Source organism: Hymenobacter cyanobacteriorum, from assembly GCF_022631375.1.
In the GTDB taxonomy this organism is placed as follows: Bacteria; Bacteroidota; Bacteroidia; order Cytophagales; family Hymenobacteraceae; genus Hymenobacter; species Hymenobacter cyanobacteriorum.
This window is the reverse complement of the sequence record NZ_JALBGC010000002.1, coordinates 496,067-509,033: the sequence shown is the minus strand read 5'-3', so window position 1 is coordinate 509,033 and position 12,967 is coordinate 496,067. Positions and strand designations below refer to the sequence as shown.

At 60.8% G+C, this 12,967-nt stretch carries 12 protein-coding genes; 8 read left to right on the top strand and 4 right to left on the bottom strand.

Annotated features, from left to right (window positions below; all coding sequences use genetic code 11):
- The first annotated feature begins 103 nt into the window (after positions 1-103).
- From MON38_RS07310 to MON38_RS07290, 5 genes are all read left to right on the top strand, one after another.
- Complete coding sequence (locus MON38_RS07310; protein WP_241935505.1) at positions 104-874, top strand: DUF1573 domain-containing protein; 771 nt, start codon at positions 104-106, stop codon at positions 872-874.
- 154 nt (positions 875-1,028) lie between these two features.
- Positions 1,029-1,550 (top strand): VOC family protein, encoded by a 522-nt coding sequence (locus MON38_RS07305; RefSeq protein ID WP_241935504.1) that lies wholly within the window; start codon positions 1,029-1,031, stop codon positions 1,548-1,550.
- A 142-nt stretch (positions 1,551-1,692) separates the two neighbouring features.
- Positions 1,693-2,820: an alanine dehydrogenase gene (gene ald, locus MON38_RS07300; protein ID WP_241935503.1), complete on the top strand. Its 1,128-nt coding sequence runs from the start codon at positions 1,693-1,695 to the stop codon at positions 2,818-2,820.
- Between the two features lie 121 nt (positions 2,821-2,941).
- The gene (locus MON38_RS07295) at positions 2,942-4,849 is read left to right on the top strand and encodes an LTA synthase family protein (protein WP_241935502.1); all 1,908 of its coding nucleotides are present in this window, start codon (positions 2,942-2,944) and stop codon (positions 4,847-4,849) included.
- Between the two features lie 119 nt (positions 4,850-4,968).
- The gene (locus MON38_RS07290; protein WP_241935501.1) at positions 4,969-5,274 is read left to right on the top strand and encodes a hypothetical protein; all 306 of its coding nucleotides are present in this window, start codon (positions 4,969-4,971) and stop codon (positions 5,272-5,274) included.
- An 88-nt stretch (positions 5,275-5,362) separates the two neighbouring features.
- Here MON38_RS07290 and MON38_RS07285 read toward each other — a convergent pair whose 3' ends face one another.
- The gene (locus MON38_RS07285) at positions 5,363-5,830 is read right to left on the bottom strand and encodes a type I restriction enzyme HsdR N-terminal domain-containing protein (protein ID WP_241935982.1); all 468 of its coding nucleotides are present in this window, start codon (positions 5,828-5,830) and stop codon (positions 5,363-5,365) included.
- Between the two features lie 120 nt (positions 5,831-5,950).
- Between MON38_RS07285 and MON38_RS07280 the strand changes: the two genes are divergently transcribed.
- Together MON38_RS07280 and MON38_RS07275 are read left to right on the top strand one after the other, a co-directional pair.
- Complete coding sequence (locus tag MON38_RS07280) at positions 5,951-6,721, top strand: AMP nucleosidase (protein WP_241935500.1); 771 nt, start codon at positions 5,951-5,953, stop codon at positions 6,719-6,721.
- A 165-nt stretch (positions 6,722-6,886) separates the two neighbouring features.
- Positions 6,887-8,554, top strand: a complete 1,668-nt coding sequence (locus MON38_RS07275; protein ID WP_241935499.1) for an amidohydrolase — start codon at positions 6,887-6,889, stop codon at positions 8,552-8,554.
- Positions 8,555-8,691: 137 nt separating this feature from the next.
- Here the strand turns inward: MON38_RS07275 and MON38_RS07270 are convergent, their stop codons facing one another.
- Positions 8,692-9,201, bottom strand: a complete 510-nt coding sequence (locus MON38_RS07270) for a DinB family protein (protein WP_241935498.1) — start codon at positions 9,199-9,201, stop codon at positions 8,692-8,694.
- An 89-nt stretch (positions 9,202-9,290) separates the two neighbouring features.
- Positions 9,291-10,721, bottom strand: coding sequence for an MFS transporter (locus MON38_RS07265; protein WP_241935497.1), 1,431 nt, complete (start codon positions 10,719-10,721; stop codon positions 9,291-9,293).
- 294 nt (positions 10,722-11,015) lie between these two features.
- Here MON38_RS07265 and MON38_RS07260 point away from each other — a divergent pair, with 294 nt between their 5' ends.
- Positions 11,016-11,762, top strand: coding sequence for a DUF5602 domain-containing protein (locus MON38_RS07260; RefSeq protein WP_241935496.1), 747 nt, complete (start codon positions 11,016-11,018; stop codon positions 11,760-11,762).
- Positions 11,763-11,949: 187 nt separating this feature from the next.
- Here MON38_RS07260 and MON38_RS07255 read toward each other — a convergent pair whose 3' ends face one another.
- Positions 11,950-12,942: an aldo/keto reductase gene (locus MON38_RS07255; RefSeq protein WP_241935495.1), complete on the bottom strand. Its 993-nt coding sequence runs from the start codon at positions 12,940-12,942 to the stop codon at positions 11,950-11,952.
- Between the last annotated feature and the right edge of the window lie 25 nt (positions 12,943-12,967).

Below are 12,967 nucleotides of genomic sequence, written 5' to 3'. Positions count from 1 at the left end.
GCCGAGCTGCCGCTTCAATCCGCTGATTTAGTAGCGCAACTGGGCCCGAAGGTTCACCCGGCGGTTTCTTTTTCTGCGACGCTTATTCGATTTTCTTTCTGTTATGAAAAAGCTTTTTACCCTTTGCCTGCTGCTGCTGGCCGGCGCCAGCCACGCCCAGGGCGTGATGCAGTTCACGACCGACAACCACGATTTTGGCAACGTGCCCGAGGGCACGATGGCCACCTACGAGTTCAAATTCAAGAACACCGGCAACCAGCCCGTCGTCATCGCCAACGTGCAGGCCAGCTGCGGCTGCACCACCCCCGACTGGACCAAAACGCCCGTGCTGCCCGGCAAAATGGGTGTCATCAAGGCCATGTACAACAGTGCCGGCCGCCCCGGCGTGTTCAACAAGACCGTGACCGTAACCAGTAATGCCGCCGACCCTAGCAAGGTTCTCAGCATCAAAGGCTCGGTGCTGACCAAAGAACAGATTAAGCCCACCCTCACGCCGGCCCAGCTGGCGGCCTCGCCCCACCTGGTGCTCGACCGCAGCAGCCACGATTTCGGCAAGATGGAAGCCGGCCAGCAGCCGGTGGCGCGCTTCACCATCAAAAACACGGGCAAAACCGAGCTGGTGCTCGGGGCGCTGTCGTCGGGCTGCTACTGCGTGGGCTATAAAACCAACCCCGCCCCGCTGGCCCCCGGCCAGAGCGAAGTGGTGGAGCTGCTGTACACCCAGCGCCAGCTCGGGCAGGTGAGCGATGCCGTGACGATTACTTCGAACGACGTGAGCGGCGACGCCAAAATCACGCTTAAGGCCACCATTGTGCGCGACCTCACCGGCACCAGCATGATGAAGGAAGGCGCGACGAGCGTGCCGTTTAAGTAAGACCGCAGATTTTAACGGATTTGACGGATTACGCAGATTCGAAAGCCCTGCTGTTTGTGACCATTATTTTCGAAAGCCCTGCCAGTTTGGCGGGGCTTTTTTTTGGAGCGATTTTGGATTGATGTTGGTACATTGATTTTGAATTTTCTTCATTATGGAAAACGTAACCAACAACACGGCCTCAACCAGCACGGCTTACCAAGTACCCGCTCAAACGCGCATTGGCCACGTGCACCTGCAAGTAACCGACCTTGACAAAGCGCTTGGGTTTTACTGCGGCGTACTAGGCTTTACGTTGATGCAGCGCTTTGGGCCGCAGGCAGCCTTTATTTCGGCCGGTGGCTACCATCACCACATCGGGCTCAACACTTGGAACAGCCTGGGCGGGCCGCGCGCCCGCAAGCAGGGCGCGGGGCTGTACCACACCGCTATTCTCTACGCCACGCGGGCCGAGCTGGCGGGCGCGCTGAAGCAGTTGGTGGCGGCCGACTACCCCATTACCGGCGCGGCCGACCACGGCGTGTCGGAAGCCATTTACCTCGACGACCCCGACGGCAATGGCGTGGAGCTGTACTGGGACCGGCCCCGCGCCGAATGGCCCATGACGGCCGATGGCGAAGTGCAGATGTACACCCGCGCCCTCGATTTGAACGCGCTGCTGGCCGAGGCAGTCTAGCGCTTCGTCAGTCAGTTTTGAGGGCGTTGAGGAATCGGCGGCTGAACCAAAATCTCGCACCATTGGTACTAGGCCCGCCGCGTATCTTTGCGGCTCGAAAACTCAACACCTCCCCTCACCCCTACTTTTCCCACCTTCGCTCATGATTATTGGCGTTCCTAAGGAGATTAAAAACAACGAAAACCGCGTGGGCCTCACGCCTGCCGGCGTAGCCGAGTTGCGCAAGCACGGCCACACCCTGCTGGTGCAGCACACGGCCGGCGAAGGCTCGGGCTTCTCGGATGACGAATACAAATCGGCCGGCGCGACGATTCTCGACACCATTGCCGAAGTGTATGGGCAGGCCGAGATGATTATCAAGGTGAAGGAGCCGATTGCGGAGGAGTACCCGCTCATCAAGGAAAACCAGTTGCTGTTCACCTACTTCCACTTCGCCAGCGGTGAGGAGCTGACCCACGCCATGATTGAGCGCAAGGCCATCTGCTTGGCTTACGAAACGGTGGAGCTCAGCAACCGCGCCCTGCCGCTGCTCATCCCGATGAGCGAAGTGGCCGGCCGCATGGCCCCGCAGGAAGGCGCCAAGTACCTGGAGAAGCCCCTCAAAGGCCGCGGCATTCTGCTCGGCGGCGTGCCCGGCGTGAAGCCCGCGCACGTGCTGGTGCTGGGTGCCGGCATCGTGGGCACGCAGGCCGCGAAAGTGGCTGCCGGCCTCGGCGCGCAGGTGACGGTGATGGACATCAGCCTGAACCGGCTGCGCGAGCTCGACGATTTCATGCCCAAGAACGTGGTGACGCAGTACTCGAACGAGTACAATATCCGCGAAGCCATCAAAACCGCCGACCTGATTGTGGGCGCGGTGCTGATTCCCGGCGCAAAAGCTCCGCACCTCATCACCCGCGACATGCTGAAGACTATGCGTCCCGGCACCGTAGTCGTTGACGTGGCCGTGGACCAGGGCGGCTGCATCGAAACCTGCCACCCCACGACGCACGAAAACCCGACCTTCATCATCGACGACGTGGTGCACTACTGCGTGGCCAATATGCCCGGCGCGGTGCCCTACACCAGCACCCTGGCCCTGACCAACGCCACCCTGCCCTACGCTGTGAAACTGGCCAACCAGGGCTGGCAGGAAGCCTGCCGCCGCGACGAGGCCCTGCGCCTCGGCCTGAACGTGGTGCACGGCGAGGTGGTCTACAAAGGCGTAGCCGATGCTTGGGGCCTGCCCTTGGTGAACGTGGAAACCGTGCTGGAGCTGGCGGCTGTTTGAGTTAAAAGTTAAGAGTTATGAGTTAAAAGCCTTCCTGACCATGTGTCGGGAAGGCTTTGCTTTGTTACTGCCCACACTCTCTTTTTAACTCCTCCCTTTCAACTCTTAACTTTTAACTGACTTGCTTCCCTCCCCTGCCATTCGCCTGTTGCTGCGCCGCTTTGCCCTGCTGCTGGGCGTGTATTCGCTGCTGCGGCTGGGCTTTCTGCTGCTGAACCCTGCCACTTTTCGCGGCATTGCGCCGGGCGCGGTGGCGGGGGCATTTGGGCACGGGCTGCGCTTCGATGTGGCAGCGCTGCTCTGGCTGAATATACCGCTGGTGCTGCTGTCGCTGCTGGTGCCGGTTTCGTCGAAGCGCGGGCAGCAGTGGTTGCGCGGGCTACTGGTGCTGCTGAACATGCCCGGCATCCTGCTCAATATTATTGATTGGGAGTATTTTAAATTCATCGGGCGGCGGCTGAGCAACGAGTGGCACACCATCGGGCACGACATAGCCCGGCAGGCGGGCCAGATTGGGCTGCACTATTGGTACCTGGCTATTCCGCTGGCGGCGCTGGTGTATGCGCTGTGGTGGCTGTGCCCCATGCCCACCCGCGCCGAGCTGGCAGCTCCGGCCGGGCGCTGGGGCTGGGTGCAGCGCAGCGTGGAATTCATGCTGACGGTGGCTTTGGTGGTGCTGGGCCTGCGCGGCGGCTGGCAGCTGAAGCCCTTACGCACGGGCGCTGCTTTCGAGCAGCCGCCCGCCGTGCTGGGCCATCTGGTGCTGAACAGCACGTTCACGGTGCTGAAGTCGTTTGACGAGGTACCGATTGAGCGGGTGGCCTACTTCCCCGGCACCGCGGCGCTGCGGCCGGCGCTGGCCGCGGCAACGGTGCCCGCCCGCCCGGCCCCGGCCAGGCCGATGAATGTGGTGGTTTTGCTGGTGGAGAGCTTCGCCTCGGAGTACAACGGCGTGGAAAACGGCGGCAAAGGCGGCTTCACGCCTTTTTTTGATTCGCTGGCGACGGTGCCACAGGCGCGGCTGCTGCGCGACAACTACGCCAACGGCCGGCGCTCCATCGAGGCGCTGCCGGCGGTACTGGCGGGCCTGCCTTCGCTGATGGATGAGCCATTCATCACCTCCAGCTTCCAGACGGCGGAGGTGCACGGGCTGGGCGAAATCCTGGGCCGCCACGGCTACGCCACGGCCATGTACCACGCCGGGGCCAACGGCACCATGGGGTTTGACATGTTCAGTGGCATTGCCGGCATGCAGCGCTACTACGGCTTGAACGAATACCCCGGCGGCATCGGCAGCCCCGACTACGACGGGCACTGGGGCATTTTCGATGAGCCCTACCTGCAATACTTCAACCGGCAGCTCACGGCTACCAGGCAGCCGTTTCTGGCGGCGCTGTTCACGCTCAGCGCCCACGACCCGTTCACGCTGCCCAAGCAGTACCAGGGCAAGTTTCCGGTTGGCACACAGCCCATTCACCCCACCATTGCCTACACCGATTTGGCGTTGCGGCGCTTTTTCGCGGCGGCCCGCCGGCAGCCTTGGTACGCCAACACGCTGTTCGTCCTCACCGCCGACCATACTTCCCAGACCGACCAGCCCACCTACCAGAACCTGCTCGGCAACCACAAAACGCCGCTGCTGCTCTTCGCCCCCGGCCAGCAGTTGCCGGCCGTTGCCGCGCACCGTGTGACGCAGCAGGCCGATGTGCCGGCCACGGTGCTTGAAGTGCTGGGTTTGCCGCAGGAGCAGAAGTACCTGCTGCCCTTCGGCTCATCGGTGTTTGATACGGCCAGCCCGGGCCGGGCTCTGTTTCGCGACGGCGAATCGTATTTCCTGGTGCACAACGACTTCGTGACGGAGTTGACCAACAAAAACGAGGTGCGTCTCTACCCCTACGCGCTGCACTTCATGCCTACCGAGCCAGTGGCCAACCCCAACCCGGCCCTGCTAAAACAGTATGGCAACGAGCTGCGAGCCTGCGTGCAGTTCTATGTAAATGGGCTGGTCGACAACCGGCTGTATAAGTAGCTTATTGGCAGCTTGTTGCCACCTATTTTAACCCTAATTTGCTTTTGCTCGTTAAAGGCCAACCAATTGCTGCGCGCTACAGGCCGCTGGCATTTCGTTTCATTTAACTATCTGGTCCTATGAAAAAGCAACCCCTCTTTCTCGCCCTGTTTCTACTGGTTTGTGGCTATTCGGCCAGTGCCCAGAGCAGCACCAGCACCACCACCACACGCCAAACGACGGTGACGCCCGCCACCCCTGCAACACCGGTGTACACGTCGCCCGTTTATACTTCGCCCACGCCAGCTACTACCACCACTACGGAGTCGACGACGACGACGACCGACCCGGCCCCGAATACTACGGTCATCGAACGGCCTGTACGTGTGGTGCCTGCCGATGCCCGCATCAAAGACAAGCGCAATAAAACGAAAATCAAGCACTAAGCCTGATTTTTGAAAATTTTAATGGCCTAAAAGCCCGGCCGCAACTGCTTGCGGCCGGGCTTTTTACGTAGGATTTCACGCCCCGGCATCAGCCCGCACCCTGCACCGCTTCAGTAAACGTCGGAATATCGGCTAGCCGTTGGTTGGTGCGTTGCTCAAAATCGACCCGCCAGCAGTAGTGCACCAGTCCGTTGGTGAGCAGCAGCAGCGGCGCGCCGATGGTTTGATTATAGGTGGTGGCCTGCCGCGCCACCGCCTGCGTAATGGGCACCGAGGGCGCTTTGCACTCCACCAGCAGCAGGGGCTGGCCGGCCGGGTCGAGGGCCAGCAGGTCGGTGCGCTTCTGGCGCTGGTTGTAGCGCAGGCCCCGCTCGAGGGCCAGCAGGCCGCGCGGGTAGCCCAGGTGGTTGATGAGGTAGTGCACCATGTGCTGGCGCACCCACTCCTCGGGCGTGAGCACGACGTGCTTGCGCCGCAGCCCATCCCAGATGAGTGGTTGATTTGTGGCCGATTGCGTAAGTTTGGGGTCGAAAGGCGGCAGGTCCAGGGCTTGCATCACCTCCAAAGGTAGGGGTCTGACATCGAGTGACTGAGCAACTGAGTGGCTAAGTGACTCCGAAACGCATACCCTTTCCCCACTCCCGAACTTAGCCATCCCGCCACTCAACCCCCTTTTATGAAGACTAAAGAAGAAATTGTAAACAACTGGCTGCCACGCTACACCGGCGTGCCGCTGGGCGACTTCGGGCAATACATCCTGCTCACCAACTTCAGCAATTACGTGTACATGTTTGCCGAGCAGTTTGGCGTGGAAGTCCGCGGCCTCGACAAGCCCATGCAAACGGCCACGGCCAACGGCATCACCATTGTGAACTTTGGCATGGGCTCGCCGATGGCGGCCACGGTGATGGATTTGCTCTCGGCCATCAAGCCCAAGGCGGCGCTGTTTCTGGGCAAGTGCGGCGGCCTGAAAAAAACCAAGCTCGGTGACCTCGTGCTGCCCATCGCCGCCATTCGTGGCGACGGTACTTCCGACGACTACCTGCCGAAGGAGATTCCGGCGCTGCCCTCGTTCCGGCTGCAGCGCGCCGTGTCGTCGATGATTAAAAAGCACGAACTCGACTACTACACCGGCACCGTGTACACCACCAACCGCCGCGTGTGGGAGCACGATTCCGAATTCAAGGACTACCTGCGCCGGGTGCGCGCCCTGGCCGTGGACATGGAAACGGCCACCATTTTCGTGGTGGGCTTCATGAACGACATTCCGCACGGCGCGCTGCTGCTGGTGAGCGACAACCCGATGACCCCCGAAGGCGTGAAAACGTCGGAATCGGACTCGAAAGTGACCACCGATTTCGTGAAGCGCCACCTGCAAATCGGCATCGAGTCGCTGCAGGAGCTGCAGTTCTCGGGCGAGTCGGTGAAGCACATGCGCTTCGAGTAAGGAGCTAATTTGAATCCCTCTGAAACGTCATGCTGAGCGAAGTCGAAGCATCTCTACCGCGCCACTAATCAAATTTAGTATTGCAGTAGAGATGCTTCGACTTCGCTCAGCATGACGTTCTTTTTTGCTTTTCCTCACCGGAATTTTCCGCTTAAAACTCCCTGCATGGCCTTTCTCTCCCCTACTATACTCTTAAAGACCGCCGCGCCACTACTGGCCCTGGCGCTGCTCAGCAACTGCTCGGCCAGGCGTGAGGCCGTGGATTTACTGGTAACCAACGCCACGGTTTACACCGTCGATTCGACCTTCTCGAAGACCGAAGCTTTTGCGGTGAAGGACGGCAAATTCGTGGCGGTGGGTTCAGCAACGGATTTGAAGGCGAAGTACCAAGCGGCGCAGGAAGTGGACGCGGGCGGCAAGTTCATCTACCCCGGTTTTTACGATGCGCACTGCCATTTCTACCGCTACGCGCTGGCCCTGCCGAGCGCCGATTTGGTGGGCACGAACTCCTGGAAAGAGGTGATTCAGAAGCTGCAGGAGAACCGGAAGAAATACCCGCAAGCGGCGTGGCTCACGGGGCGCGGCTGGGACCAGAACGACTGGTCGGGCAAGCAGTTTCCCAGCAAAGACACGCTCGACCTGCTGTTCCCGGACGTGCCCGTGCTGCTGGTGCGCGTGGACGGTCACGCCGCCATCGTGAACCAGAAGGCGCTGGATTTGGCGGGCGTCACGGCCCGCACGCCCATCAGCGGCGGCATTATTGCGCGCGACGCGCAGGGCCGGCTTACAGGGCTGTTGGTGGACAATGCCACGCGCCTGGTGAGCAGCAAAATTCCCGACCCAGCTCCGGCCGAGGCCGCTCAGCTGCTGCTGCAAGCCCAGCAAAACTGCCTGGCCGTGGGCCTCACCAGCCTCGCCGATGCCGGCCTCGACAAAGTCAACATCGACCAGATGGCCTCCCTGCAGCAGCAAAAGAAGCTGAAGCTCCGGCTGTATGCTATGCTGACTCCCACGCCCGAAAACCGGGCGTTTTATCTGAAAAATGGCCCCATTCTGACCGACCAGCTCACGGTCAGTTCCTTTAAAGTGTACGCCGACGGGGCGCTGGGCTCGCGCGGGGCCTGCCTGGTGAAGCCCTATGCCGACAAGCCGAAGGAAACGGGCTTTTTGCTATCCACCGAAAAGCAGTTTCGCGACCTGGCCAAAGAGTTGGCGGCGTCGAAGTTTCAGATGAACACCCACGCCATCGGCGACTCGGCCAACCGCATCATCCTCAACATCTACGGCGAGGCGCTGAAGGGCCAGAAAGACCGGCGCTGGCGCATCGAGCACGCCCAGGTCATCACCCCGGCCGACATGGGCAAGTTCGGGCAGTTTGGCATTGTGCCCTCGGTGCAGCCTACCCACGCCACATCAGATATGTATTGGGCCGGGGAGCGGCTGGGCGCCGAGCGCCTGAAAACTGCTTATGCGTACAAAGAGCTGTTAAAGCAATATGGCCAGCTAGCCCTGGGCTCCGATTTTCCGGTGGAAAACATCAACCCGCTGTTCGGCTTCCACGCGGCCGTGGCCCGGCAGGATGCGAAGAACTACCCCACCACCGGCTTCCAGATGGAAAACGCCATATCGCGCCCCGACGCCCTGCGCGGCATGACTACCTGGGCCGCCCACGCCGCCTTCGAGGAGAAGCGCAAGGGCCAGATTAAGCCGGGCATGCTGGCCGATTTCGTGGTGCTGAACACCGATTTGCTGACCGCGCCAAAGGAGCAGCTGCGCGGCGCGCAGGTGCTGCAGACGTGGATTGGCGGGGAAAAGGTGTTCGGGCGGAAGTAGCAGAAACAAGAACGTCATGCTGAGCGCAGCCGAAGCATCTCTACTGTGCAAGTAATCCAATCGATAGGACTTACTGCTGCGGTAGAGATGCTTCGGCTGCGCTCAACATGACGTTCTTGTTTACTCTGGCAGGCGGATTACTTCTCGTCGGCGCTGGGGCCGTAGAGGCCGGGCACCGGAATGTCGAGCAGGCGCAGGTACACCGTGAGCTGGCCGCGGTGATGGATGCTGTGGTTGAGGCCCATGATGCGAATGGCCGCGCCTTTCGGCATTTCCATGATGGTGTGCTCGCCGCGGTGCAGCTTGAAATTGTGGGTCAGCTTCTCATCGTCGCTTTGCTGAAGCTCCCGGCGCAGCGTGGCGCTGTACTCATCGAAACGGGCCAGCAGCTCTTCCATGCTCGTGGGCGTGGGGCCGGGCTTGGGCGCGTTGGGGTCGAGGAAATCGCGCGAGTCGTGCGTGACGAACAGCGTGTTGAAAGCCAGCAGGTTCACCACGTGGGTGGCCAGCTGCCACAGGCTCATGCTCTTGGGGTGGGGCTTGTAGTCGGCCTGGTCGAAAGGCACCCGCTCGATGGTTTTGCGGGTCTGGGCCAGTTCGTGGTCGAGCTCGGCGAGGATGTTTTGCTGGAGGGAAGCGGTGTGCATGAGGATGGGGTGGGAATATGGGATGTAGCGCGGACTGTTAGTCCGCGAGTCAAAGCTATTCGATTTTATTCGCGGACTAAAAGTCCACGCTACGTGGTCATCGGCGCGCCCATTTCGGCGGCGGCCGAGGCAGGCGGCGGGCCGGGTACCGACACCGGGCCCAGCGAGTCTTCGCGCAGCTTCTTACCGCGCAGCTGGAGTAGAAAAATCAGGCCCAGAATGAAGAAGACAATCAGCGCCAGCAGGCTGTTGCGCATCGAGCCGGTGACCTGGTTGATGATGCCGAAGGTGGCCGTGCCAATCACAATGCTCAGCTTCTCGGTCACGTCGAAAAAGCTGAAAAAGGCGGCCGAATTGGGCGTATTCTCGGGGATGATTTTGGAGTAGGTGCTGCGGCTCAGGCTCTGGATGGCGCCCATGGTGAGGCCGATGACGGCGGCCAGCGCGTAGAAGCTCCAGCCGGCCTGCACAAAGTAGCCCGCAATGCAAATCAGCATCCAGATGAATACCGACCAGCTCAGGGCCCGGGTATTACCGATGCGCTCGGAGAGCTTGGCAAACAGGTAAGCGCCCGCAATGGCTACCACCTGGAGTAGCAAAATGGTGAGGATGAGCGCGCCCGATTCGAGGTGCAATTCATCGGTGCCGAAGAGCGTGGCCACGTACATCACCGTTTGCACGCCCATGTTGTAGGTGAAGTAGGCAAGCAGAAATTTCTTCACGTTGGGCAGCTGCTTGAGCTGGTCCCACACCTTGCCCAGCTCGCGGAAACCGTTGAGCAGCCAGCCGCCCTCGGCGGCGGGGGCGTCGGCCGGGCGGCCGCGGTCGGGCGGCAGTGTGGCAAAAGGAATCTGGGCGAAGCCGGCCCACCAGATGCCCGTGAGCAGGAAGGAAATTTGGGCGGCGCGCTCAGCATCGATGCCGATTTTGTCGTGAAACTGGTTAATCACCAGGCAGGTCACCAGCAGAATCACCGAGCCGATGTAGCCCATCGAAAAGCCCTTGGCCGAAAGCGAATCGAATTTTTCCTCCGAGCTGATTTCGGGCAAATACGAGTTGTAGAACACGATGCTGCCCGAAAAGCCCACCGTAGCCGCCACGAAAATGAACGTGGACAGCGTGAGCGTGGCCGGCGAGAAGAAGAACAGCCCCGCGCACGAGGCCGCCCCAATGTAGCAGAAGATTTGCAGAAACAGCTTCTTGCGCCCCGAAAAGTCGGCCAGCGAGGTGAGGAACGGGCTGACAATGGCAATGAGCAGGAACGACACTGAAATGGCGTAGTTCAGCAGCGACGAGCCGGGCACCATCATGCCCAAGAAGCTCACGGGGCTCTGGCCGCTGTCGGTGTGCGTAATCTGCTTGATGACGCTGGACCAGTAAATCGGAAAAATCGAGCTGGTTATCACCAGCGGGTACACCGAGTTGGCCCAGTCGTAAAACGTCCAGCCGGTGGTGATGCGCTTGTTGTCTTTTTCGACCGCGCCAGCGGCGGCGGCAGGTTGCGTCGGGGTTGGGGTCATAAGCGGGCGCCGGGATTGTGAAGGGTTGCGCCGGGGAAGGTAACGGGTTTTTACGGTTGGGGTTGGGAAGCAGCCCTTACCCGCCTTTCAGTGGCAGGATAGTAATTTGGCTCAATCCAAAACCTTCCCTGCTAAAATCATAAATATTATGGTGTTTGTTGTTACTTTATTTATAATCAATAAATTTATATATTTACTTAATTTCTCACCTTTTTTTCTGCGTCACTTATGGTACACTCCATTGTCTCACGCTGCCCCGGCTGGCGTTGTTCGGCAGCACTCATCGGGCTTTGCATGCCGCTGATGCTGAGCTGCAGCCAAGATGCTGACTCGCCGGCGCAGCCGTCAACCACCTATGGCCCAACCGTGCAGGTTGGAGCCGGCTCGGCCCGCAGCTTTGTCTCGGCCGATGCCAACGGCAACCCGATGGAAATAGGCGTGGCCCTCACGGCTACGGGCCTGACCAACCTGCCGGCCACGCCCATCTTGGGCACCATGTACGATGTGACCCTCCCCGCCGGCGGTGCGACCACCAAAATGCCTTTCGACCACATTTCTTTCGACTGGAACCCCAACGGCCACGAGCCGGCTGGGGTATACACCGTGCCTCATTTTGATGCGCACTTTTACATGCAACCCATGGCCGCGCAACACGCCATCACCCTCGACGACCCCAAGGGCGACATTTTTCCGGCCAGTACCAAGCTGCCGGCCGGCTACATCACGCCGCCCAACCAAGCGCCCAGCCGCACCGTGCCCATGATGGGCCGCCACTGGGTTGACCCCACCAGCCCCGAATACGCTCCCGGTGGCAGCTTCAGCCACACGTTTATCTACGGCACCTACGACGGGCACGTCACCTTCGTCGAGCCCATGTTCACGAAAGCGCTACTGGTGCCCAGCGTCAGCATCGAGCAGGCCATTAAGCAGCCTGCTTCCTACGAGGTCAGCGGCAAGTATTTCCCCAAGAAATATACCATTCGCTACGACGCCAACTCCAAGGAATACATCATCTCCCTGAAGGAAATGGAGTTGCGCTAGAGGCGTGTACAGCTGTTATTTGGCCGCTCTGCCCGTACCTTTTGTGTTGGGTGGGGCGGCACTTCTGTTTTAGAAGAATTGGGAACAGATGGCCTGGGTTCCGTTGCCGCCTCGGCACTGGGGCACTACAACCCAACAGGCCCGCCGGAGTCCGACGGGCCTGTTGGGCAACATGCTGAGCGAACAATTACCCGTTTACCGAGCCCATCATGGCGGCCGGGTAGCGCAGGCCGGCCGCGGCCTTACCCTTGGGTGCAATTTCGTCGAGTTGGGCCAGCTCATCCTTCGTCAATTCCACTTCCAGCGCGCCGAGGTTTTCCTCCAGGTACTGCACGCGCTTGGTGCCGGGAATGGGCACCACGTCGTCGCCCTGGGCCAGCACCCAGGCCAGGGCCAACTGGCTGGCGGTGCAGTGCTTCTGCTGGGCCAGGTCCTGAATACGGGCCACGAGGTCAAGGTTTTTCTGGAAGTTCTCGCCCTGGAAGCGGGGCGTGTGGCGGCGGTAGTCGTCTTCGGCCAGGTCCTCGAAGCGCTTAATCTGGCCCGTGAGGAAGCCCCGGCCCAGCGGCGAATACGGCACAAACCCCACCCCCAACTCGCGGATGGTGGGCAGAATTTCGTCCTCCGGCTCGCGACTCCAGAGCGAATACTCGGTTTGCAGCGCCGCGATGGGGTGCACCGCCACGGCCCGGCGCACGGTGGCCGGCGCGGCCTCGCTCAGGCCCAGGAAGCGCACTTTGCCTTCCTCCACCAGCCGGCTCATGGCTCCCACGGTTTCCTCAATGGGCGTGCTCGGGTCGACGCGGTGCTGGTAGTACAGGTCGATGTGGTCGGTGCCGAGACGCTTGAGGCTGGCTTCGCAAGCAGCTTTCACGTACTCGGGCCGGCCGTTGATGCCGCGCTTGGTGGGGTCGTTGGGGTCGCGCTGAATGCCGAATTTGGTGGCTAGCACAATGCCATCGCGCTTGCCCTTGAAAGCGCGGCCCACCAGTTCCTCGTTTTTGAAGGGGCCGTACATGTCGGCGGTGTCGAAGAACGTCACGCCCAAATCGAGGGCGCGGTGCAGGGTGCGGGTGCTTTCGGCATCGTCCTGCCCGGCGTAGAAGTCGGACATGCCCATGCAGCCCAGGCCCAGGGCCGATACGGTGAGGCCGGAGCGGCCCAGTTGGCGGGTTTTCATAAGTGGTGGATTGGTGGAGTTGTGG

Bases quoted from the DNA above. Each gene is read 5' to 3' on its own strand.
- MON38_RS07310 (WP_241935505.1), top strand. From the start codon at position 104: ATGAAAAAGCTTTTTACCCTTTGCCTGCTGCTGCTGGCCGGCGCCAGC.
- MON38_RS07305 (WP_241935504.1), top strand. From the start codon at position 1,029: ATGGAAAACGTAACCAACAACACGGCCTCAACCAGCACGGCTTACCAA.
- ald (WP_241935503.1), top strand. From the start codon at position 1,693: ATGATTATTGGCGTTCCTAAGGAGATTAAAAACAACGAAAACCGCGTG.
- MON38_RS07290 (WP_241935501.1), top strand. From the start codon at position 4,969: ATGAAAAAGCAACCCCTCTTTCTCGCCCTGTTTCTACTGGTTTGTGGC.
- MON38_RS07285 (WP_241935982.1), bottom strand. From the start codon at position 5,830: ATGCAAGCCCTGGACCTGCCGCCTTTCGACCCCAAACTTACGCAATCG.
- MON38_RS07280 (WP_241935500.1), top strand. From the start codon at position 5,951: ATGAAGACTAAAGAAGAAATTGTAAACAACTGGCTGCCACGCTACACC.
- MON38_RS07275 (WP_241935499.1), top strand. From the start codon at position 6,887: ATGGCCTTTCTCTCCCCTACTATACTCTTAAAGACCGCCGCGCCACTA.
- MON38_RS07270 (WP_241935498.1), bottom strand. From the start codon at position 9,201: ATGCACACCGCTTCCCTCCAGCAAAACATCCTCGCCGAGCTCGACCAC.
- MON38_RS07265 (WP_241935497.1), bottom strand. From the start codon at position 10,721: ATGACCCCAACCCCGACGCAACCTGCCGCCGCCGCTGGCGCGGTCGAA.
- MON38_RS07260 (WP_241935496.1), top strand. From the start codon at position 11,016: ATGCCGCTGATGCTGAGCTGCAGCCAAGATGCTGACTCGCCGGCGCAG.
- MON38_RS07255 (WP_241935495.1), bottom strand. From the start codon at position 12,942: ATGAAAACCCGCCAACTGGGCCGCTCCGGCCTCACCGTATCGGCCCTG.